The following is a 21,721-nucleotide window of genomic DNA, read 5'->3' on the forward strand; positions in this document are numbered from 1 at the left end:
GGTCTGTTCACCCAGGTCGAGGCCAGTGAATCAGCCTTCCGGGCACTTGGGGTAGAAAGCTTGCAGCCGTTTCTCCTCTTTCGGTAGCTCGGGACCGTAAGGGCGCTCGAATTCGTCATAGGAGAACTCCGAAGCGCTTTCGGCGCTCACTCCGCCATTCGTGCCCAGGTAGGAGGTTCTCCCCTCCACGCCATCACCGAGGTACTCCCAACCGGCCAGGTCGACGTTGTCGTCGCCGTTGAGGTCGGTCGCCGCAAGTGCACGCAGCTCGCCGAACTCGATGGCGTCGGCCCGCTCGGCCGTCCCGTCTCGGTTCAGCGGGCCCACGCGCAGTTCGCTGGGCTCCGGGTCCATGGGCTCGTCGCCGCCGGGTTCCGCTCCGGTGGCGACCACCAGGTCGAGCAGGCCGTCGCCGGTGAAGTCGGCCGCCGCTGACACGGCCCAATCCTCCTTCCCGGCGCCGATCAGGCCGCGGACACCGACCGGGTCCGTGTGGCCGTCCTCGCCGCCCCAGGCGATCACGACGTCCTCGCCGCTGTCGCCGAGGTCGACGACGGCGTCGTAGTGGTCGTCCGCGTCGAGGTGCCCGATCAGGGCGCCGCTACCGGTCAGGCACGCCGCCCCCTCCGGGCGGATCTTGGACAGCCGGTCAGGGACGGCCTTCTCGGTCGCGGCGGCGGTTTCGCCCGCCTGGACCGAGTCGCCGCTGCCGGAGGCGGCCCCGCCGCAGGCTGCGGCGGGAACGAGCGCGGCTGCGCACGCCGCAGCCGCGGATAGCCGATCGAACCGAATACGCACAGACACCGCTTCCTGAAAAACCGGACGAGATAGGATCCCCCGGTCGGAGCATTACGGGTTCACGCGCTTCGCACGTTTAGCAAAATTCACGTTATTCATTGGAAAGAGGGCAATGGTGCCACAGAACAGTGCTCCGCCCAACCAGGCGAGCCGGGGGCGGCTGCGGGCTGCGTGGACGCTGGTGTTGTTGGCGCCATTGTGCGCGGAACTTACGTTCACGGCGGTCGCGGTGCCGTTCACCTGGCTGCTCTTTCCGCTCCTGATGGTGATGTACGGAGCCGGAGTTCTCCTGGTCCGCGAGGCGGTCGTGCGGGTCGGCGGCGGTTGGCCGAGCCTCGTGCTGCTGGGCCTGGCTTACCAACTGGCCGAGGACGGACTCGGTCTGCAGGCCTTGACCAACGCTCAGATGTACGGTGCGGCCGATTGGGGCTGGCGGGCGCTCGGCGCGAACTGGACCTACTGGGAATCCCAGATCGGCGTGCACGTGGTCTTCAGCGTGCTCATCCCGGTCATGCTCAACGGACTGCTTTTCCCCGCCCACCGCGGCCGGCCCTATCTGCGTACCGGCGGCCTCATTGTTACCGGTGTACTGGCGGTTGTGGGTGTGCTCGGATTGCGGGTGGGCATCTCGGGCACCGAAGATCCGGGGTATCAGACCCCGTGGGGCTGGACCATCGGATTCATCGCCGCCATCGCGCTACTGGCCGTGCTGGCGCTGCGCGTCGCGCCCCGGCTCCACGTGCCCAGCCCGGCTCCGGCGGCATCCGCGCCGAAACCGGTGGTGGCCGGTATTGCGGCGGGCGTCTTGACCACCGCGTTCCTGGGCCTGCTGCTGCCTCCCGGACTCCAGCCCGGCCCGGTGTTCGGCGACGGCTTTCCGCTGACGATTCCGCTGGCCGCCGCGGCCGTCGTGGCGCTCGGGTCCGGATGGGCGATGCTGCGCTGGAGCGCCGCGGCGGGCTGGAGCGACCGGCACCGGATTTGGCTGGCCGGCGGCATCCTGACCACCCATACCGCCTACATGATGCCCGGCTCGCTGGTCGCCGCCATCTCGGGGGCGGTGATCATCCTGTTGGAGGTGGTGCTGCTCATCCTGCTGGCCCGGCATGTCGGAATCCGGGAGCGCACCGCCCTTGCAGCCGACACCGGTTGACGGAGCCGACCGCGCCGACCGCGTCCGAACGGGCCGCAGCGCCCGGCACCTCCGCCACCCCCGCCGCCCGGCATGGCCGGGTCCCTGCTGCGCGGCCGCTGCGCCTTTTGGCGCCGCGCCTTTTAAGTGCCGGTGCCGCCGGGTAGCGGCAGCAGTGGCGCGGTCGCCCTTCTCGTCGTCCCGCGGGCGTACACGCCACCGGATGATCCGCCGAACCCCCGGTCGGAGGTCCGCGTTTCAGGTCGCGGTGGCGGCCGGATTCAGCCCAGGGAGTCCCGTTGCCGTGCCGGGCCGGCCCGGCACGGCGGTCGGCTCCGGAGCGGCGCGGTCGGGCGATCCGGACTCGACCTGGGAGACATGATGCGTGTCGCAGCGGTACGGACCGTGCTGCCGGAGCACTACTACAGCCAGGAGGAGATCACCGACGCCGTCGCGCGGTGGACCGATGCCGATGAGCAGCGGCTGCGCCGGTTCCACTCCGCCACCCAGGTGACCGGGCGGCCGCTGGTCTGGCCGCTGGAGGAGTACCGGACGCTGGACGACTTCACCACCGCCAACAACGCCTTCATCGACAACGCGCTCGACCTGGGAGAGCGCGCGATTCAGGAGGCGCTCGCCCAGGCCGGGGTGGCCGCCGGCGAGGTGGACCGGCTGGTCGTGTGTTCCTCCACCGGCGTGGCAACGCCGACCCTGGATACCCGGTTGGCCCAGCGCGCCGGGTTGCGGGCCGATGCCAAACGCGTTCCGGTGTTCGGGCTGGGCTGCTCCGCGGGCGCCGCCGGGTTGGCGCAACTGCACGACCACCTGCACGGCTGGCCCGAGCAGGTGGCCGTGCTGGTGTGCATCGAGTTGTGCTCGCTGACGCTGCAGCGCGACGACACCTCCACGGCGAACCTGATCGCCAGCGGCCTGTTCGGCGATGGGGCCGCGGCGGTGGTGGCGCTGGGCGAACGGGTGCCCGAGCGCACCGATGCGGCCCGGCGCGGTCCCCGGGTCGCGGCCTCCGGCAGCAAGCTGTACCCCGACACCGGACGCCTGATGGGCTGGGATATCGGCACGCACGGTTTCCGCACGATCCTGGCCGCCGACCTGGCCGATCACGTGCAGTCCGTCCTGGCCGACGATGTCGCCGCGTTCCTCGGCGACCACGGCCTCGCGCCGGGCGATGTGTCGTCGTGGGTGTGCCACCCCGGCGGCCCCAAGGTGATCGACAGGATCGCCGAGGTGCTCTCGCTCAGCCGCAGCGACCTGGACCTTTCCTGGCGGTCCCTGCGGCGGTTGGGGAATCTGTCGTCGGTGTCGGTGCTCGATGTGCTTGAGCGGACCATCGCCGAGCGCCGTCCGCCGGAGGGCGAACCGGGCCTGCTCATGGCGCTGGGCCCCGGGTTCTCGGCCGACCTGGTCCTGTTGCGCTGGTGAGCGCGCCCGGATTCCGGGCCGGGGCCGGCAACGCCTGCCTGCGGCGCCGCGGCTTCTACCGCCGCGCCGCCCCGCCCGCGGGCGCGTCACAGCAGAGTGGTCACCAGGCGGTAGCAGGTGGCGACGATCGCGAGCCACCCGGCGGCGCCGAGCGCGTTCTGCCACCAGCGGTTGCGCATCCGGCCCATCAGGCCGCGGTGGTTGGCCAGCACCAGGATGAGCAGTCCCAGGAACGGGGCAACGATCACGGTCAGGGCCTGGGCGGCGATGATCAGCTCGATCGGCGACGCGTTGGACACGGCGGTGACCACCGCACCGAAGACCAGCACGACGAGGACCGCGCCCCTGACCCGCCGTTCGCGCAGCAGGTTGCCCCAGCCCAGGGCGTCGGAGAGGAGGGTGCCGCCCGCGCTGGCGTTGGCGACCATCGAGGAGAACGCGGCGCCCGCGAACCCGACCGCGAAGACGAGGCTGCCCGCGGTCCCGGCCACCGAGCCCAGGACCTCGCCCAGCCGCGACGCGTCGTCGGCGCCGCCGGTGCCTTGCAGCACGGCCGCGCCGGCCACCATGACCAGGATCGTCATGATCCCGGGCGCCACGATGCCCGGCACGGTGTCGGACAGGGTGGCCTCGCGGTACTGCGCGGGCGTCAGGCCGCGTTCCCGGGTGGTGTAGCCGGCGTAGAAGGCGGCGTTGATGGAGAAGTTCGTGCCGATCAGGGCGATGAGCAGCAGCCCCACCCCCGCGGGCACCGTCGGGACGAACCCGGCACCGACCTCTGCCCAGTCGGGCCGCGACAGCACGGCCGCCGCGACGAAGCCGGCCGCCATGACCGCCACGACCACCAGCGTCATCCGTTCGAAGAGGCGGTAGTAGTCGCGGGCGAACAGCAGCCCCGCCGCCACTGCCGTGCAGGCCAGGGTCCACAGCGCGGGGTTGCCGCCGAAGACCATGGACAGCCCGAGTCCCGCGCCAACGGCGTTGCCGACCGAGAACATCAGGGTGATGCCGAAGACCCCGAGGCCGGCGCAAACCCCCCACCAGCGGCCCAGCGTCCGCTTGGCCGTTTCGATCAGCGAATGGCGGGCGGACAGGCCGATGCGCACGGACATGTCGGTGAAGACGACCATGAGCACGGTCGAGACGACGATCACCCAGATCAGCGCGTAACCGTACTCGCCGCCGGCCTGGATCGCGGAGGCGAGGTTGCCGGGACCGAACTGCCAGGCTCCGACGATGAAGGCGGGCCCCATCAGGGCCAGGGCGCGCAGTAGTCGCGCAATGCGGCGGTGCTTGACCGGGCCGGCCGGCTCGGACCGCCCTCGCATGTCGTGCATGAGATGCCTCCTGCCCCGCCGCACCGCACAAGCGGCGCGGCGGGTCTGTGCGCGGGGGGAGAGAGTGCTTAGAGCAGTCCGGCGTGTTTCAGTCCGCCGGCGATTTCGGAGGTGGCGGAGTCGGCCAGCGGGAGCAGCGGCGCGCGCACGGCCGCGTCCGGGATGACCCCGCGCAGGCGCAGCCCGAGCTTGAGCGCGACCGTGCCCTCCATGTGCGAACCGCGGTGGTAGACGGCCTTGGTCAGCGGCAGCAGCTCGTCGTGCACGGCGCGCGCGGCCGCGTAGTCGCGCGCCTTGCCGGCCGCGACCAGGCGCACCATGGGTTCGGGGGCGAGGCCGCCGTAGCCCACCAGCGCGCCGTCGACGTCGAACATGGTGTGCAGCAGGTACTCATCGTGGCAGGTGAGGATCTGCAGGTCGGGGAATTCCGCGCGCAGGGCGGGGATCTCGGTGTCCCAGCGGCGCATGTTCCGCACGCCGTTCTTGGTGGCGAACACCCCGGGCTGGGCGGCGATGTCGAGCTGGGTCTCCAGGTCGAAGCTCGCCTTGGTGGCATCGGGGTACTGGAACAGGATCAGCGGGAGCCCGGACTCTTCGTGGACGGCGCGGTAGCGCTCCTGGGGGGCTCCCGGCTGGAAGCCGAACCGCAGCCAGCCGTGCGAGGGGTAGAGCAGTCCGGCGGCGGCGCCGGCCTCGGCCGCGCGCCGCGCCTCCAGCGCTGCGTTGCGGGTGCCCTCGGCGGTGATACCGGCGATGATCGGCACTGCGCCGCCGACGGCCTCGACCAGGGTCCGCACCACCGCGGTCTGCTCGTCGGGCGTGAGGCTGGTGCCTTCGCCCGCGTGGCCCAGGCACACGAGCCCGGTGATGCCGTCCATGCCGGCGAGCCAGCGGCCGAGTGCGGCGAGTGCCGCGTGGTCGACGGCGCCGTCGGCGGTGAACGGCGTGACAGGGGCGGGGGTGACCCCGCGCAGGTCGAGTACCATCGAGAACTCCCAAGGGAACGTTTGCGGGAACGTTTGCATTCTGCGGGTGTGACCGGCCGCACGTCAAGTGGTGACCGCGGACTCAATCCCGGCGGGCAGGCGGCGGGCGGCCGTCTACAGTGGCCTAACAAGCACGCAAGCGAAAGGACGCGATGAGCCAGCAGGACGCCGGCACCGGGGACACCCCGCCCCCGGCGGGCACGCCGCCGACGATCCACGACGTGGCCCGGCGGGCCGGGGTCAGCACCTCGACCGTCTCCCGCGCGCTCGACCCGCGCCTGCCCCGTTCACGCAGCGCAGCGGCGGACCGCGTGCGCCAAGCGGCCGAGGAACTCGGTTACACCCCCCACTCGGTGGCCTCCAGCCTGCGCCGGCGCGGGACGAGCACCATCGGCGTGCTGGTGCCGCGGCTGAGCGACACGGTGATGGCCATCGCCTACGAGGAACTGGCCGCCGCCTGCAGCCGGCGCGGCTACTTCGCGATCGTGGCCACCACCCACGACGATGCCGAAACCCAAGGCTCGGCGGCCCGATCGCTGCTGCAGCGCCAGGTCGACGGGCTGGTGCTGACCACCGCCCGGCTCGGCGACCCCTACCTGGCCCGGCTCCGCTCCCAAGGTGTGCGCCACGCTTTGGCGCTGCGCACCGACGGTGTCAGCCCGTCCGCGCTCGGCGACGACGAACTCGGCGGCTACCTCGCCACCCGGCACCTGCTCGACCTCGGCCACCGGCGGATCGCCTGTGTGGCCGGGCCCTCCTACGCTTCCAGCTCCACCGGCCGCCGCGACGGATACCTGCGCGCGCTGCGCGAACAGGGCGTCGAGCCCGACCCCGCCCTGGTGCGCGCCTCGGCGTTCAGCATGGAGGCGGGCGAGGAGGCGGGCACCACGCTGCTGAGCATGGCCGAGCCGCCCACGGCGGTGTTCGCGATCAACGACAACACGGCCATCGGCGTGCTGTCGGCCGCGCACAAGCTGGACCTGGCGGTGCCCGCGGACGTCTCCGTCGTCGGTTACAACGACATTCCGCTGGCCGGCCGCCTTCCGCTGCCGCTGACCACGATGCGGGTGCCGTTCCACGACATAGCCGCGAGCGCGGTCGAACTGCTGCTGGCCGAACCGGCAGACCCGGCCGATCCCGCAGGACCGGCCGCCACTACCGGTCCCGAGGCGCTCCGCCACGTCCACGCCCCCACGCTCATCCCCCGCGCCTCCACGGCCCAGCCCCCGAACGCCTGACCGGGCGCCGGGGAGCGCGGGCGCATCGAGAGCGCAGCAATGCCCTGGACGAGCAATGATTCCGGGCATTCCTGCAGTCGCACCGCTACTGCACCCGGCACAGGCGGCGGGAGCACTGCCGGCTGTTGCCGGGCATGCGCGCCCGCCGCTGCGGGTCACTGCCGGCCGGGTGTCACCCGCAGGAGTAGAGCCGCTGCGCGGAGTCCTGCGAACCGCCCCAGACCGAGGGGTCAACGGGGTCGCAGTGCTGCTCGGCCCATTGCGCGCGGTCGTTGCCGGACTCCTGCATTCCCGGTGGCCCGGTGGCGGAACCGCCGCTCGCGCTCTGCTGGGTGCCCTGGGCGTTCCCGGCACCGGGCATGGCGGCGGCACCGCCGCCACCGCCGGGGCCGCCGCCCATGCCCGAGCCCAGCAGGACGAAGCCCAGCTCGCCGGACTCCTGCCACCGGCTCAGCTGCGCGGTTGAGGGCGCGTCGTCGCCGCCGGTGAAGCCGCCCATGGCGACCACGGCCGCGTCGGAGGCGATGATGTAGGACGCGGCTCCCATGGCCCCGCCCTGCACCGCCAGCGCGACCTTGCGGTCGCCGGCCGCGGACTCGACGTGGTCGAGCAGCGCCTGCTGGTCGGCGGACAGCGACCCCTCCGAGCCGCCTCCCCCGCCGCCGGGCAAACCGCCCGGGGCGGCTGCGCCGCCGCCGGCGCCCTGGCCCGTACCCGCTCGGGCCGGGCCGCTCCCGCTCCCGGTCCCGTCGCCGCCGCTACCGGTACCGCCGGTACCGCTCTGGGCGCCCGAACCATCCGAACCGTCCGCATCGCCCGAACCGTCCTGGCCGCCCGAACCGCCCGAACCGTCCTGGCCGTCCTGAGCACCGGGCGGTTGCATGCCGCCGGCGCCACCCGGCGATCCCCCTTGTCCCCCTGGCCCGCCGCCCGGACCGCCCATGCCGGTCGCCGGTCCCGCCATCGGGTTGGTGCCGTTCATCCCGCCCTGCGCGCCGGCGGCCGCGATCGCCGACCACGCGGCGGGCACCATCAGCACCGCGGCCAGCACCAGCGCCAATGCGGAGCGCGCCGGCACCGCGCGGCCGGTGCGCCGGACCGACAGGATCGCCACCAGCGCCGCCGCGGCCAGGGCCATGGCCGCGTAACCGGCCCAGGCGTGCCAGCCGGGGTTGCGCATCACCACGGCCAGCGCCCAGCACGCCGTGGCGGCCACCGCGATCGGCAGCAGCAGCCGGGCCTTTCCGGCAGAGCGGCGGTACCAGCCCCACAGCCGCACCAGCCCGGCACCGGCGATGGCGCCGATCGCGGGCGCCAGCATCGTCGTGTAGTAGGGGTGCATGATGCCTTGGGCGAAGCTGAGCACCAGGCCCACGACGAGCAGCCAGCCGCCCCAGAGCACCCAGCCGGCCGCACCTTCGCGGTCGAGCGGCCGGCCCGCCCGCAGGCGCAGTATCCCGGAGGCGCAGACCGCGGCCAGCACCAGCCCGCACAGCGGCAGCAGCCAGCTGACCTGCCCGGCGAGCTGGTCGTTGAACATCCGCAGCAGACCGGCGTCGCCGGAGAACCCGCCACCGGGTCCGCCGCCACCGCCGCCGGGCCCGCCCTCGGCCGCGCCGGAGCCCGCGGCCATGCCGGGCGGCGCGCCGCCGCCGGGCCCTTGGCCACCGCCCATGCCGCCGCCGAAGACCCGGCCGAACCCGTTGTAGCCGAAGACCAGGTCCCAGGCCGATCCGTCCTCGCTGCCGCCGATGTAGGGCTTGCCGCCGGGCCACAGCGCGGTCGCGGCCACCCACCAGAAGGAGCCGGCCACCAGTACGGCACCGGCCACCGCAAGGTCGAGCACCTTGCGCACCCACGGGGCGCGGCTCGCGACCAGGTAGGCAAGGACGAAGGCGGGCAGCACCATCCAGGCCTGCAGCATCTTGGTGAGGAACCCGCAGCCGACCAGCAGTGCCGCCAGTGCCAGCCAGCCGGTGGCGCGCGGCCCCGTTATGGCGCGCGTCATTGCGTAGGCGGCGCCCACGACCAGGAGCACCAGCAGCGTGTCGGGGTTGTTGATCCGGTTGATCGCCACGGTGATGGGGGTGAGCGCCAGGATCAGGGCGGCGAGCAGCGCGGCGTGCTCGCCCGCCCAGCGGCGCACGGTGCGGTGCAGCAGGAACACCGCCGCCACCCCGGCCACCGCCTGCGGGAGCTGGATCGCCAACCGGCTGAAACCGAACAGCTTCACCGAGGCGACCTGCAGCCACAGCGCCATCGGCGGCTTGTCGACGGTGATCACGCCGGCCGCGTCCAGGCTGCCGAAGAAGAAGTTCTCGAAGCTCTGCGACATCGACTTGACCGCGGCGGAATAGTAGGAGTTGCCCCAGGAGTCCCCGATCCCCCACGTGTACAGCCCGGCGGCGAGCGCGCAGATCGCCAACAGGGCCCAGGGCCGCCACGTCCGCCATGCCCGCAACCCGGGCACGGTTCGGGGCTTCCCCGGCTTCCCCGGCTCCGGCCGTGCGGCCGCTGGTCCATCCTGGTGTACCTCCGGCTGTGCCGCCGCTGGTGTGGTTCCGCCCCGTCGGGTCGTCATTTCGCCTCCGCGGGTGTCGTGGCGGCCGCCGGGCGGAAGACCCACGACCGCAGCAGCACAAAGCGCAGCGCCGTCCCGAGGACCGACGAGGCCACCAGCACGGCCACCTCCAGCCAGCGGGCCGGGTCGGGTTGGACGGCTTGCAGACCCAGCAGCGCGCCGGAGGTCACCGCGTAGTAGAGCGCGAACACCGCCAGTCCCTGGAAGTGGATCCGCCCGCGCGAGGCGGCGCCGGCCGGACGCAGGAAGGTGTAGCGCCGGTTGGCCTCGGTGTTCCACAGCGTCGTCGCGACGAGTGCGGCCAGGTTGGCGGCCAGCGGCGGCCACCAGGTGCGCAGCAGCGCATAGAGCACCGCGGTGATCACCGTCGACACCAGTCCGATGGCGCCGAAGGAGACCAGTTGCCACAGCAGGCCGCTGCGCGGTGCGGCGAGCACCGCCTGCGGGTGTTCCGGGTTCGGCTCGGGTCGGCGCGGCAGTCCCGCCACGCGTGCGGCGCCGGTGACCTTGGCCCGGGCGACCCGCACCAGCCCGGCCAGGTCGTCCAGCGCGGTGCGGACCACGTCGACCCGGCTGTCGACGTCCTCGACCCAGTCCACCGGCACCTCGTGCACCCGCAGCCCGTTGTACTCGGCCAGCAGCAGCAGTTCGGTGTCGAAGAACCATGCGTCGTCCTGCACCCGCTTGAGCAGCGGGCGGATGACGTCGGTGCGCGCGGCCTTGAACCCGCATTGGGCGTCGGAGAACCGCGCGCCGTGGCTCCAGCGGATGACCGAGTTGTAGCCCCGGGAGATCAGCTCGCGTTTGCTCCCGCGCACCGTGCGCGAACCGGGTGCCAGCCGGGATCCGATCGCGATGTCGGAGTGCCCGTTGACCAGCGGCGCCACCAGCGGCAGCAGCGCGTCCAACCCGGTGGACAGGTCCACGTCCATGTAGACCACGACATCGGCGTCGCTGTAGCTCCAGGCCGTGCGCAGCGCCAGTCCGCGCCCTTTGCGGTCCAGGTTCAGCACCCGGACCCGGTCCATCGACTCGGCCGCCACCTGGGCGACGCCGAGCGTGCGGTCGGTACTGGCGTTGTCCACCACGGTGACGCACCAGTTGAACGGGAGATGCTGCGCCAGGTGCCGGCACAGCACCTCCAGGCAGCCGGGCAGCGACTTCTCCTCGTTGTGGACCGGGATCACGACGTCGACCCACGCGGTCTTCGCGGCCGGCCCGGGTCCGCCGCGGGCAGCGGCCCGCTGCAGCCCTGTCATAACTCCACCGCCTCTCTTCGGCATCGGTTCGCCCCCATCCAGCCGAAGAGGCGTGCGAGACCGCTGGCAGAAGTCTGAGAAAAACCCGAGAACGGGGAATTCCGGAAAAGGTCCTGACCGGCCCGCTTTCTTCCTGCTGCGGCGCATGCGAGGGATATTTCGGAGACCGGGCGGGAAGGCCCCCAGGGGCGGCGTGCGGCCGCGGCCCCGGATCGGCGCCCTGGATTCTTAATCGCCTTTTACCGAATCCACGTGCCGTTTTCGTACCTTGCCGGGTGTTTTCCCTCAGCGAGCGGGGCGGCCGCACGGCCGGGCCGCCGACTACCGAGCGGGCCGGCACGCGCCGGCGCACACGCCCACCGGGAACACCGCCCCAACTGCGGAGTTGCCCACCACGAGGCTTTTCCGGCGCCTGCCGCGGCCGCCGCTGCGCCGTGCGGAACCGGCCGCGCGGGGCGGACGGATGGCGGTGCCCTGTCTGCGGCGCCGGGGCCCGCCCCGCCGTGCGCCCGCGCGTCTTTGCGAAGTGCGCAGCGCACCCGCATGTCTTTTATCCGATGTTTAAATCGAGGGGTAGCGTGGACCCATGGCTACGCTGCGCAGACGAATTCTCGACGTTCTTCCCAGAATCAACGTCCACGTGCGCGACCTCGAACCCGGGGCCGCAGTGGTGTCGAGACGCGACGGCTACCGGGTGACCCCCATGGGGGCGAAGTCCTGGTTGGTCAGCCGGAGCCGGGACGGCTTCACCAAGGCGCTTTCCCGGGCGCTCGCCGACCGCCCCGCCGACGGCAACTGGCGCGCCGTCCCGCTGAGCCAGGGCTCGCGCCTGCTGGTCGACACCGCCGAGGAAACCGGCGACGGCGCCGATGCATGGCAGATGCAGAAGGCCGCGCACAACTACCTGGCCTCGCGCCATGTGGCCTCGCTCCTGCAGCATTACCGCGTGAACTGCGTCTTCGACGTCGGCGCCAATGTCGGGCAGTACGGCCGCAGCCTGCGCAAACTCGGATACACCGGGCGGATCGTGTCCTTTGAACCGGTCGCCGCCACGGCAGCGAAACTGCGGCAGAAGGCCGAACGCGACCCCGACTGGCACGTCTACCACTGCGCGCTGGGCCGCGAGGAACGCGTCGACACCATGAACGTGGTCCAGGGGACCATGAGCTCGATCCTCGGCCCCAGCGAGTTCGGCAGCCGGCGCTACAAGCGGTTCCGCAACACCGCCGCCGAGGACATCCACGTGCGCCGGCTCGACGCGCTGCTGGACGAGGCGCTCAAGGGGATCGACGATCCCCGGCCCTATCTGAAGCTCGACACCCAGGGCTACGACCTTGAGGCCTTTGCGGGCGCCGGCGAGCGCTCCGCCGATTTCGTGGGGCTGCAGTCCGAGGTCGCGCTCATGCAGATCTACCAGGGCATGCCCCGCATGCACGAGGCCATCGCCGCCTACGAGGCCGATGGCTTCGAGATCACCGGCATGTTCCCCGTAACGCGCGAAGAGGCCACCGGGCGCGTGTTGGAGTTCGACTGCGTGATGGTGCGCGCCGGCGCCCTGCCCGGCGCGGCCTGAGGCCCGCCTTCGTCCGGCACCGGTGGGTGGCCGTGCCATGGCAGCCGGTGCGTCCGGGGACGGGGGTGAACACGGGCCCGCTCGCAGAAATGCCCAAAGATCAAAGCTGAGACCGGCATTTCTGCATGATCATCGCCGGGAGCCGGACATAACGGGCGCACAGCCACCCCGCAACCCGACATAACGGACACACGCGCGCTCACCCAGGTTGACCGCCGCCCTCGGCGCCGCTTTTCCGTGCAGACCGCCCGCCGCCCGGCAGGCCGCAAGGCTGCACAGTGGACCCGGGCCGCCCCCTCCGGACACGCGAAGCCGCCCACCCACCGCCCCGGGCCGCCCGCCGCCCTCAGTGCCGCTAAACACACTTCCTGAACCGGGCTTGGCGCCTGCCCGCAATAGGGACATCAAGCCATAAGCAGTACTTATGTGCACCATGGACATGGACGTCTTCCTAATCAGGACATGTTCGTGTTCCATGGGCAGGTCTGTGTCGCGGACCACAGGACGGCGCTCCCCGTATCCGCCTGCACGGGTTCCGGCCATCTGCGGCCGGCCCGGTGGGCGAGCGCGCCGCCGATGTGGCCGCGGTTCCATCGCCGGGACCGCCTGCACCCGTGCCGAAAATCGGCCGCGGGCGGCGGGCCGCGAGCGAGGGGCGGCGGGCTGCCCGATCCACACTGCCACCGCACGCAGCGGTGCTGCCGTGGACTCGCGCCGCCGCGGCCGACAGGCGTGGTACCAACCCCCGACGCGGGTCTGAACGGAAACGAGCTAGATGACTGACACCTTGATCGTGCTGCACACCTCGATAGCGATTATCGGGATTGTGCTGCTGATCCTGGCGGCGGGCGTCGAGCCGGTGATCGCACTGGTCATCGGATCGATCTACCTGGGCCTTGCCGCAGGACTGGGGTTCGAGAAGACCATATCCACCGTCGCACAGGGCTTTGGCGACATCATGGCCGAAGTCGGCCTGCTAATCGGCTTCGGTGTCCTCCTAGGGTCGCTCCTGTTCTCCATGGGGGCGCTCCAGAAACTGGTGGAGCTGCTGCTGCGGCTCCTCGGCCCCCGGCGGCTCCCCTACACGCTCAGCGCGGTGCTGAGCACCATCTTCCCGTCCATCTACGTGGACGTGCAGCTCGTGCTCGCCGCCCCGCTCGCCCGGTCGGCCGCCTCCAGCATGGGCCGCAACGGCATCGGCATGATGGGCGGCTCGCTGAGCGCGGGCATTCTGGTCGGATACGTGTTCGTCATCCCGGGCCTGGGCACCGTGTCGATCGCCGGCCTGCTGGGCGTCCCGCTCGGCAACATGCTGCTGTACGGGTTCGGGGTCGGCCTGGCCACCGCCGTGATCACCGTGTTCCTCTACGGCCAACTGCTGCGGCTGGGGTTCTGGAACCCGGCGAAGGACGAGGTCGCCCTCGCCGGAGCCGGCGCCGCAGAACAGGCCGGCACCGCCGGTGCACAGGGTGGCAGCAGCGGCGGCAGTGGCGGCACCGATACCGAAACCGCCGCCGGCAAGACCGAACCGCCGCGCACCCCGCCGCTGTACATCTCGCTGCTGCCGATCCTGGTCCCGCTGGTCATGATCGCCTCCGGCGCGATCGCCGAGGCCGCCGGCGCCGAGTCGCCCGCGATCGCGTTCTTCGGCGACCCCGTACTCGCCCTGTTCGTCGGCCTGCTCGGCGCCTACCTGCTGTCCCGGCGGGTGATGGGCAATGCGCGGACCAACGAGGCGCTGAACGAGGGCCTCAACACCACCGGCCAGATCCTGCTGGTCACCGGCGTCGGCGGCTCCCTGGGCGCGATCATCGGCGAGACCGCGCTCGAAGATGTGCTGGCCGGCCTCTTCTCCGCCGAGTCGGGCACGCCGGCGATCGTCGCCGTCCTGCTGGCCTGGCTGATCGCGGCGGTGCTGCACCTGGCGATCGGCTCGATCTCGGTCGCCGCCATCACCGCGGCGGGCATCCTGGCCCCGATCATGGGCGGACTGGAGCTGCCACCCGAGGTGCTCGGCCTGGCCATCGGCGCCGGCGCCCTGTTCGCGCTGCACGTCAACAGCAACTTCTTCTGGATGTTCCAGTCGCTGCTCGGAGTCTCGACCCAGGGCGCGCTCAAGGCACTGACCTTCGTGACCGCGCTGGCGTCGGTCGTCGCCCTGGTCATCGTCACCGGAATCAGCGTTGTGGCGTGATCCCGCCCTGCGTGCCGGACGGCCCGGGCCGTCCGGCACGCGGACTCCCAGCACCTCCGGCAGAAAGGTAAGGAAGCAATGCAGCCGCTCCGCGGAGTGACCGTCGTGTCGCTGGAGCAGGCCATCGCCGCGCCCTACGCCAGCCGCCACCTGGCCGACCTCGGCGCGCGGGTCATCAAGGTCGAACGCCCCGGCGTGGGCGACTTCGCGCGCGGCTACGACTCGCGCGTCAACGGGATAAGCTCGCACTTCGTGTGGGTCAACCGCAGCAAGGAGTCGCTGTCGCTCGACTTCAAGGACCCCCGCGGACTCGCGGTGCTGCGCAGTCTGCTCGCCGATGCCGATGTGTTCATCCAGAACCTGGCGCCGGGAGCGGCCGCCCGCGCCGGCCTCGGTGCCGCGGAGCTGCAGGCGCTGCACCCGGGCCTGATCGTCTGCGACATCTCCGGCTACGGTTCGCCGGGCCCCTACGAGACGATGAAGGCCTACGACCTGCTGGTGCAGAGCGAGGCCGGGCTGCTCTCGGTGACCGGCAGCGGCGCGGAGATGGCCAAGGTGGGCATCTCGGTGTCGGACATCGCCGCCGGCATGTACGCCTACAGTTCGATCCTTGCCGCGCTGCTGGAGCGCGGGCGCACGGGGATCGGCGCGCATCTGGACGTGTCCATGCTGGAGGCCACGGCCGAGTGGATGGGCTTCCCGCTCTACTACACCCACGGCGGCGGCGAGCCGCCCCCGCGCGCAGGTGCGGCGCACGCGACGATCTACCCCTACGGCCCGTTCGTCGCCCGCGACCGGCAGGTGGTCATGATGAGCATCCAGAACGAACGCGAGTGGCGCGCGTTCTGCGAGCGCTTCCTGGAACAGCCCCGGCTCGCCGACGACCCGGCCTATGCGGGCAATGCCGCCCGCAGCGGCAACCGCGAGGCGCTGGGGGCGGTGATCGCGGCGCGCTTTGCCGAGTTGTCCGGCGATGAGGCCACCGAACTGCTCGCCGCGATCCCGGTCGCCTACGCCAGGGTGAACAGCCTCGCCGACGTGTGGCAGCACCCCCAGCTCGCCGCGCGCGGGCGCTGGCACGAGGTGGACACCCCCGCGGGCCGGGTCCCGGCGCTCGCGCCGCCCGGCCCCACCGCCGCCGAACCGCGGATGGACCCGGTGCCCGCGTTGGGCGAGCACACCGACGGCATCCTCACCGAGCTGGGTGTGCCGCCTGAGGAGGCCGCCGGGCTGCGGGCCGACGGGGTGGTCTGATGGGTCCGGTGGACCGCGGCGGTGCCGATGGTGCCGGTGGCGCCGATGCGGCCGGCGCGCTGTCGTCGGCCGTCACGTGGCTGTTCGTCCCCGCTTCGCGGCCCGACCGGTTCGCAAAGGCGCTGGGCAGCGGCGCCGATGCCGTGATCATCGACCTTGAGGACAGCGTGCCGGCCGACGGCAAGGACGCGGCGCGGCAGGCGCTGCGGTCCGGGTGGCCGGGCTCGCCGGATCCCGCCGCAGCCGGCGCCGCCCCGGTCGTGGTGGTGCGGGTCAACGCCCGCACCACCGCGGAGTTCGCCGCTGATGCCGAGCTGTGCCGCGGGCTCGGGCCGGCCGCCGTCGTCCTGCCGAAGGCCGAGTCGGCCGACGACGTGCGCAGCGCCGCCGCTGCGTGCGGGGCCCCGGTCCTGCCGCTGGTGGAGTCCGCGCGGGGGCTGATCGGCCTGGCCGGTGTAGCGGGCTGCCCCGACACCGTCCGGCTGCTGTTCGGCGGTGTCGACCTTGCCCTGGACCTGGGTACGACCGACGATGCCGCGTTGGATCCGCCGCGCAGCGACCTGGTGCGCTGGTCGGCGGCCTGCTCGCTGCCGCCGCCGGTCGACGGGGTGACCACGGCCGTGCGCGACGGCGCGGCCGCCACCCGCGACGCCACCCGCGCCAAGGGGTGGGGTTTCGGCGGCAAGTTGTGCGTGCACCCCGCCCAGGTTCCGCTGGTGGCCGCGGCTTTCACGCCCGGCCCCGCCGAGCTGGAGTGGGCCCGCGACGTGCTGGCCGTGGAGCATGCGGGCGCTGCCGAGCGCGGCGGTGAGATGATCGATCAGCCGGTCATCGAACGTGCCCGCCGCCTGCTGCGGCGCGCCGGGCAGGACGGCCGGACCATGTAGGCCGGGGCGCACAGCCGAGGGGGCAGGGCCGGTGGACATCGCCAATCTGCGGGACTTCATCGCCGTCATCGACAGCGGCAGTTTCACCCGCGCCGCCGCCCGGCTGTTCGTCTCCCAGCCGGCCGTCAGCCAGCGCATGACCCAGCTCGAAAACGAGTTGGGGGTGCGGCTGGTGGAGCGCGGCCCCCGCGGGGTGGTGCCCACATCGGCGGGCCGCAGCCTGTACCGCGACGCCCAACGGCTCGTCCGCCAGTTCGACCGGCTCGCCGAGGATGTCGCCGAGGACCGCAGCACCATCCACGGTGCGGTGGCGGTCGGCCTGCCGACCACGGTCGCGGTCTACCTCGCACCGGCGCTGTTCTCGTGGACGAAGCGGCACTTCCCAGGCGTCCACCTGCAGATCTTCGAGTCGATGAGCGGCTACATCCAGGAGCTGCTCGCGGTCGGCCGGCTGGATCTGGCGGTGCTGTTCCGTGCCGACCCCGGCCCGCGGCCCGCCGAGACGGCGCTGTACACCGAGGAGATGTACCTGGTCGGCAAGCCGGAGTGCTTCCCGGCCGCCCTGGGCGGGGCCGAGCCGGCGGCGGAGGCCGGCCTGGCGGGCGAGGTGCGCCTGGCGGAGCTGCGGGACGTGCCGCTGGTGGCCCCGGGCGTCCGCAGCAACCTGCGCGCGCTCATCGACCGGGGCTTTGCCGAGATGGGCGCGGTGCCGGTGATCGCGGGCGATGTGGAGTCGCTGGGCACGATGGTGCGCATCGCCGAGAGCGGCGAGGCGTGCGCCGTGCTTCCGCTGTCGAGCGTCGTGGCGCTGCGCAGCTCCCCCGGGCTGGCGGCCAGGCGGATCGTGGAGCCGGCCGTCGACCGCCACGTCGCCGTCTGCACCGCGTCGGACTACTACGAGCCGCGCGACGCCGTAGCCGCGGTGCGCCACGGCGTCGTCGAGGTGACGACCCGCCTCGCCGACCGGGGCAGCTGGCCCGGTATCCGCCTGGTGCGGCAGTGAACCGCGCCGAGCCCGCTTGCCGCCCGTCGCCGCCCTACCACCGCCCGACCCGCCCCGTTGCCGCCGGGCCGGGCCGCGGCACCCGACGCTATTGCTCCGGCGGTGCGAAGCGCGAGCGCAGGGCGGCCTTGTCGAGTTTGCCGACCGCGCTGCGCGGGAGTTCGGCGGCGAACTCGATGACGGCCGGGATCTTGTAGCGGGCCAGCCGCTCGGTGAGGAAGTCCCGCAGCTCGGCGGCACCGCAACCGCCGCCGTCCGCTGCGCGCACGACCAGGGCGGCTCCGGACTCGCCCCAGGCGGTGTCGGGCACGCCGACCACCGCGCATTCGCGGACACCGGGGTGTGCGGCGAGCGCGGCCTCGACCTCCGCCGGGTAGACGTTCTCGCCGCCGGAGACGTACATGTCCTTGACCCGGTCGGCGATCCGGAAGTAGCCATCAGGGTCGACCCGGGCGGCGTCGCCGGTGTGCAGCCAGCCGCCGCGCAGCGCCGCGGCGGTCTCGGCGGGCCGGTTCCAGTAGCCCGGGGTGACGTTGGGCCCCTCGACCAGGACCTCGGAGGGCCCCGGCCCGGGCTCGGCGGTGCGCACGTCGGTGAAGAACGCGGGCACGCCGGCGCTGCCGGCCTTGCGGGCGCAGTCGGCGACGGGCAGCAGCAGCGCGCCGGGGGCGGCCTCGGTCAGCCCGTAGCCCTGCACGAACGCCAGGCCGCGGCTCATGTAGCGCTCGATCAGCGGCGGCGGCACCGGCGCGCCGCCGCACAGCAGCAGCCGCAGCCCGGACAGATCGGTCTCCTCCCAGCGGGGCGAGCGGGCGATCCGCTCGTACATGGTGGGGACGCCGAACATCACCGTCACGGCGTCGCGTTCGACCAGGTCGAGGGTGCGGTCGGGGTCGAACCGCTCTTCGAGGATGAGCCGCCCGCCCTTGAGCAGGGTGGGCAGACACAGCATGTTCAGCGCGGCGGTGTGGAACATGGGTGCGCTGACCAGGGCGGTGTCGGTGCCGGCGAGGTCGGTGTCGACGACGGAGTTGAGGCAGTTCCAGGTGACGTTGCCGTGGGTGAGCACCACCCCTTTGGGTCGGCCGGTGGATCCGGAGGTGTAGAGCAGCAGGAACGGGTCGGCGTGGCCGATGGGCCGGTCGACCGGCTCGGCGTCCGCGGCCGCGATCGCGTCCTCGATGTCCTCGGTATCCCCGCTGCCATCGGCGTCCCCGGTGCCCTCGGGTGCCGCCGTGCCGTCCGGGGGTGCGGCGGCACCCCCGACGGTCAGCACGCCGCCGACCAGCCCGGCGCCGTGCAGCGCGCGGGCGTCGGCGCGGCGGTCGGTGTCGGCGACGATGAGGGCGGGCGTGCTGTCGGCGGCGGCGGTCTCCAGTTCGGCGCGCGCCAGCCGGGTGTTGAACGGGGTGAACACGGCGCCAAGCAGCGCCGCCGCGAACATGGACTCCAGGAATTCGGGCCGGTTCGCCCCCAGGTAGGCGACGCGGTCGCCGCGGGCCACCCCGCGCTGTTCCAGGGCGCGGGCCAGCCGGGTGGAGCGCTGGTCGAGCTCGCGGTAGGTGGCCGAGCGGCCGTTGTGCAGGGTGGCGGTGCGTGCTCCTGTTCCGCGGCTCCGCCGGGCCGGCCAGGACCCGACGCCGTGGTTGCGCATGGCGGTCTCCGTGAGGTCTCGGGGGGCGGGGCGCGGGGATCAAATGCGCCGGAGGTCGCGTTTGGCGGTTTCGGGGGTCCAGACGGCGGCCAGGGTTGCCAGCAGTGCCATACCCGCGATGTAGAGGCCCACTGCAGCCGACCCGCCCGCGCCGGCGTAGAGCGCGGTGGCGACGATGGGCGCCAGCCCGCCGCCGATCACGTTGCCGATCTGGTAGCCCAGGGAGATTCCGCTGTAGCGCACGCTGGTCGGGAACAGTTCCGACAGCAGCGCGGGCAGCGGGCCGTACTGGAAGGAGACGGCCGTGACCGCGAGGCCGCACGCGAGCACGGCCCACACGATCGATTCGCGGTCGAACATCGGGAAGAACAGCAGGGCGATGACGATCTGGGCGATGCTGCCGCCGAGGAAGACGCGGCGCCGCCCGAGCCGGTCGGTCAGTGCCGCCGAGCCCGCGATGGCGCCGACCTGGATGACGCTGGCGGCGATGACGACCGACAGCAGCGCGTCGCGGGTGTAGGACAGCTCGGATGTCCCGTAGGACAGCGTGTAGGTGAGCACGATGTAGCCCAGGTTGGTGCCTGCGGCGGTGAGGAAGACGGCGCGGAGCACGGCCAGCGGGTGGCGGCGCACGATGTCGAGCAGCGGCACGGACCGCGGCGCGTCCGGTTTGCGCTGCTGCTCCTCGAACAGCGGGCTTTCGTTGACCCGCCGGCGGATGACGTAGCCGACGCCGAGGAGCACGATGCTGGCCAGGAAGCCCAGGCGCCAGCCCCAGTCGCCGAAGGCTTCGGCGGTCATGGCCGAGGCCCCGAGCATGACGAGGTTCGCGGTGATCGCCCCGACCGGCACGCCGAGCTGGGGCGCGGAGCCGTACAGCCCGCGTTTGCTTGCGGGCGCGTGTTCGACGGCCATCAGCGCGGCGCCGCCCCATTCGGCGCCGACACCGAGTCCTTGGGCCAGCCGCAGTATCACCAGCAGGATCGGTGCGGCGACCCCGATCTGGGCGTAGGTGGGCAGCAGCCCGACCAGGACGGTGGCGCCGCCCATGAGCATCAGCGACAGCACGAGCATCCGTTTGCGCCCGAAACCGCGGTCGCCGAGGTGGCCGGCGATGATGCCGCCGAGGGGGCGGACGACGAACCCGACGGCGAACGTGGACAGTGCGGCGAGTTGGCTGGCCAGGGCGTTGTCGGAGGGGAAGAACTGGGGGCCGAAGACGAGCGCTGCGGCGGCTGCGTAGAGGAAGAAGTCGTACCACTCGATGCTGGTGCCGACGAAGCTGGCGAAGGCGATCTTGCGGGCTTCCCGCTGTTTGGCGGCGGTGTCGGTGGCGTCCAGGGAAGGGCCGGTCACGGCGGTCTCCGTCCGAAAGGGGGATGCGCGCCCCTGGGGCGGGCCCGTGGAGGGGGTGGAGCGGGGCGGTGCCCCACCCGCCGGGCGGTCGCCGCGGCGCGTCAGTCGCGTGCGTAGTGGCCGAGTCCGGGGCGGAAGGTCTTGCTGTCGAGGAACTGCTGGAGGCCTTGGCTGCGCCCGTGCTCGGGGTCGAGGAACTGCGACTGCTCCAACTTGGCGTAGAGGTAGTCCTCTGCCTGGTCCCAGGGCATGTCGGCGGCGACCTTGTAGCCGGTCTTGGCCGCGCGCAGCACAACGGGGTTCATGGCGGCGAGCCGTGCGGCGAGTTCGCGGGTGCGCTCGTGCAGCCGGGCCGCCGGGACGGCCTCGTTGACCAGGCGCATGCGTGCGGCGGCGCGGCCGTCGAAGGCCTCGCCGGTCATGATGTGGTACAGGGCGTCGCGCTGGGGGACGACCGCCGCCAGGGCCCGGCTGACCACGCCGCCGGGCGGGATGCCCCAGTTGATCTCGGAGAGTCCGAACCGGGCGTCTTCGTCGGCGATGGCCAGGTCGCAGGCCACCAGCGGGGTGAACCCGCCGCCGAAGCACCAGCCGTTGACCATGGCCACGGTCGGCTTGGGGTAGGCCGATAACCGCCGCCACTGCCATTCGGCCGCGGTGCGGCGGACCCGGTTCTGCAGTGCGGGATCGCCGGCGGCGTCGATGTCGCGGAAGTACTCCTGGAGGTCCATGCCGGCGGTCCACGCCTCGCCCGATCCGGTGAGGACGAGGACGCGGCACCGGTCGTCGCCCTCCAGCGCGTCGAGGGTGGCGGCCATCTCCGCGTTGAGCCGGGGGTTCATCGCGTTGCGCTTGTCCGGGCGGTTCAGGGTCACCCACGCGATCCCCTCGTCGAACTCGACCAGGACCGTTTCCCCCCAGGGCGCGTGCGGTCCGCCGGGCGCAGGTGTGTCCGCAGACACCATGTCAAGCTCCTTTATATAAGGGACGTTGACACGAACATGTAGCAAGGACCTTGATAACCTGTCA

General features: G+C 72.4%; 16 protein-coding genes. 8 read left to right on the forward strand and 8 right to left on the reverse strand.

Features of this window, described 5'->3' with window-relative positions; genetic code table 11:
• Window positions 1-30: 30 nt before the first annotated feature.
• Complete coding sequence (locus ACYVD5_RS17990) at window positions 31-798, reverse strand: hypothetical protein (RefSeq protein WP_461002225.1); 768 nt, start codon at window positions 796-798, stop codon at window positions 31-33.
• A 112-nt stretch (window positions 799-910) separates the two neighbouring features.
• Between ACYVD5_RS17990 and ACYVD5_RS17995 the strand changes: the two genes are divergently transcribed.
• Window positions 911-1,951, forward strand: a complete 1,041-nt coding sequence (locus ACYVD5_RS17995) for a hypothetical protein (RefSeq protein WP_461002226.1) — start codon at window positions 911-913, stop codon at window positions 1,949-1,951.
• A gap of 357 nt (window positions 1,952-2,308) precedes the next feature.
• Window positions 2,309-3,370, forward strand: a complete 1,062-nt coding sequence (locus tag ACYVD5_RS18000; RefSeq protein ID WP_461002227.1) for a type III polyketide synthase — start codon at window positions 2,309-2,311, stop codon at window positions 3,368-3,370.
• Window positions 3,371-3,456: 86 nt separating this feature from the next.
• Here ACYVD5_RS18000 and ACYVD5_RS18005 read toward each other — a convergent pair whose 3' ends face one another.
• Both ACYVD5_RS18005 and ACYVD5_RS18010 read right to left on the reverse strand, forming a co-directional pair.
• On the reverse strand, window positions 3,457-4,707 hold the full coding sequence (locus ACYVD5_RS18005) for an Nramp family divalent metal transporter (RefSeq protein WP_461002228.1): 1,251 nt from the start codon (window positions 4,705-4,707) through the stop codon (window positions 3,457-3,459).
• A gap of 68 nt (window positions 4,708-4,775) precedes the next feature.
• Window positions 4,776-5,732 carry a dihydrodipicolinate synthase family protein gene (locus ACYVD5_RS18010; RefSeq protein ID WP_461002229.1) on the reverse strand — a complete coding sequence of 319 codons (957 nt, stop codon included), beginning with the start codon at window positions 5,730-5,732 and terminating at the stop codon, window positions 4,776-4,778.
• A 113-nt stretch (window positions 5,733-5,845) separates the two neighbouring features.
• Between ACYVD5_RS18010 and ACYVD5_RS18015 the strand changes: the two genes are divergently transcribed.
• Entirely contained in the window at window positions 5,846-6,931 is a 1,086-nt protein-coding gene (locus ACYVD5_RS18015) for a LacI family DNA-binding transcriptional regulator (RefSeq protein WP_461002230.1), read from the forward strand.
• Between the two features lie 172 nt (window positions 6,932-7,103).
• Here the strand turns inward: ACYVD5_RS18015 and ACYVD5_RS18020 are convergent, their stop codons facing one another.
• Together ACYVD5_RS18020 and ACYVD5_RS18025 are read right to left on the reverse strand one after the other, a co-directional pair.
• Window positions 7,104-9,401 (reverse strand): ArnT family glycosyltransferase, encoded by a 2,298-nt coding sequence (locus ACYVD5_RS18020; protein ID WP_461002231.1) that lies wholly within the window; start codon window positions 9,399-9,401, stop codon window positions 7,104-7,106.
• A gap of 107 nt (window positions 9,402-9,508) precedes the next feature.
• Window positions 9,509-10,771, reverse strand: a complete 1,263-nt coding sequence (locus ACYVD5_RS18025) for a bifunctional glycosyltransferase family 2/GtrA family protein (RefSeq protein WP_461002232.1) — start codon at window positions 10,769-10,771, stop codon at window positions 9,509-9,511.
• A gap of 586 nt (window positions 10,772-11,357) precedes the next feature.
• On the opposite strand from ACYVD5_RS18025, the gene ACYVD5_RS18030 reads away from it, so the two are divergent.
• From ACYVD5_RS18030 to ACYVD5_RS18050, 5 genes are all read left to right on the forward strand, one after another.
• Complete coding sequence (locus ACYVD5_RS18030) at window positions 11,358-12,344, forward strand: FkbM family methyltransferase (protein ID WP_461002233.1); 987 nt, start codon at window positions 11,358-11,360, stop codon at window positions 12,342-12,344.
• 775 nt (window positions 12,345-13,119) lie between these two features.
• The gene (locus ACYVD5_RS18035; RefSeq protein WP_461002234.1) at window positions 13,120-14,538 is read left to right on the forward strand and encodes a GntP family permease; all 1,419 of its coding nucleotides are present in this window, start codon (window positions 13,120-13,122) and stop codon (window positions 14,536-14,538) included.
• Window positions 14,539-14,616: 78 nt separating this feature from the next.
• Window positions 14,617-15,792, forward strand: a complete 1,176-nt coding sequence (locus tag ACYVD5_RS18040; protein WP_461002235.1) for a CaiB/BaiF CoA transferase family protein — start codon at window positions 14,617-14,619, stop codon at window positions 15,790-15,792.
• The gene (locus ACYVD5_RS18045) at window positions 15,792-16,679 is read left to right on the forward strand and encodes an HpcH/HpaI aldolase/citrate lyase family protein (protein ID WP_461002236.1); all 888 of its coding nucleotides are present in this window, start codon (window positions 15,792-15,794) and stop codon (window positions 16,677-16,679) included. The genes ACYVD5_RS18040 and ACYVD5_RS18045 overlap by 1 nt, the downstream gene beginning before the upstream one ends.
• 31 nt (window positions 16,680-16,710) lie before the next feature.
• Window positions 16,711-17,682, forward strand: a complete 972-nt coding sequence (locus tag ACYVD5_RS18050; protein WP_461002237.1) for a LysR family transcriptional regulator — start codon at window positions 16,711-16,713, stop codon at window positions 17,680-17,682.
• A gap of 88 nt (window positions 17,683-17,770) precedes the next feature.
• Here the strand turns inward: ACYVD5_RS18050 and ACYVD5_RS18055 are convergent, their stop codons facing one another.
• From ACYVD5_RS18055 to ACYVD5_RS18065, 3 genes are all read right to left on the reverse strand, one after another.
• A complete protein-coding gene (locus ACYVD5_RS18055) occupies window positions 17,771-19,336 on the reverse strand; it encodes an acyl-CoA synthetase (RefSeq protein WP_461002238.1) in 1,566 nt (521 codons plus the stop codon).
• Between the two features lie 39 nt (window positions 19,337-19,375).
• Entirely contained in the window at window positions 19,376-20,692 is a 1,317-nt protein-coding gene (locus tag ACYVD5_RS18060; RefSeq protein WP_461002239.1) for an MFS transporter, read from the reverse strand.
• A gap of 101 nt (window positions 20,693-20,793) precedes the next feature.
• On the reverse strand, window positions 20,794-21,657 hold the full coding sequence (locus ACYVD5_RS18065; protein ID WP_461002240.1) for a p-hydroxycinnamoyl CoA hydratase/lyase: 864 nt from the start codon (window positions 21,655-21,657) through the stop codon (window positions 20,794-20,796).
• Between the last annotated feature and the right edge of the window lie 64 nt (window positions 21,658-21,721).

Source organism: Streptomonospora sediminis (genome assembly GCF_054778995.1).

Excerpts from the sequence above, each read along its gene's own strand:
- ACYVD5_RS17995 (WP_461002226.1), top strand. The coding sequence starts at position 911 with ATGGTGCCACAGAACAGTGCTCCGCCCAACCAGGCGAGCCGGGGGCGG.
- ACYVD5_RS18000 (WP_461002227.1), top strand. The coding sequence starts at position 2,309 with ATGATGCGTGTCGCAGCGGTACGGACCGTGCTGCCGGAGCACTACTAC.
- ACYVD5_RS18005 (WP_461002228.1), bottom strand. The coding sequence starts at position 4,707 with ATGCACGACATGCGAGGGCGGTCCGAGCCGGCCGGCCCGGTCAAGCAC.
- ACYVD5_RS18010 (WP_461002229.1), bottom strand. The coding sequence starts at position 5,732 with ATGCAAACGTTCCCGCAAACGTTCCCTTGGGAGTTCTCGATGGTACTC.
- ACYVD5_RS18015 (WP_461002230.1), top strand. The coding sequence starts at position 5,846 with ATGAGCCAGCAGGACGCCGGCACCGGGGACACCCCGCCCCCGGCGGGC.
- ACYVD5_RS18025 (WP_461002232.1), bottom strand. The coding sequence starts at position 10,771 with ATGACAGGGCTGCAGCGGGCCGCTGCCCGCGGCGGACCCGGGCCGGCC.
- ACYVD5_RS18030 (WP_461002233.1), top strand. The coding sequence starts at position 11,358 with ATGGCTACGCTGCGCAGACGAATTCTCGACGTTCTTCCCAGAATCAAC.
- ACYVD5_RS18035 (WP_461002234.1), top strand. The coding sequence starts at position 13,120 with ATGACTGACACCTTGATCGTGCTGCACACCTCGATAGCGATTATCGGG.
- ACYVD5_RS18040 (WP_461002235.1), top strand. The coding sequence starts at position 14,617 with ATGCAGCCGCTCCGCGGAGTGACCGTCGTGTCGCTGGAGCAGGCCATC.
- ACYVD5_RS18045 (WP_461002236.1), top strand. The coding sequence starts at position 15,792 with ATGGGTCCGGTGGACCGCGGCGGTGCCGATGGTGCCGGTGGCGCCGAT.
- ACYVD5_RS18055 (WP_461002238.1), bottom strand. The coding sequence starts at position 19,336 with ATGCGCAACCACGGCGTCGGGTCCTGGCCGGCCCGGCGGAGCCGCGGA.
- ACYVD5_RS18065 (WP_461002240.1), bottom strand. The coding sequence starts at position 21,657 with ATGGTGTCTGCGGACACACCTGCGCCCGGCGGACCGCACGCGCCCTGG.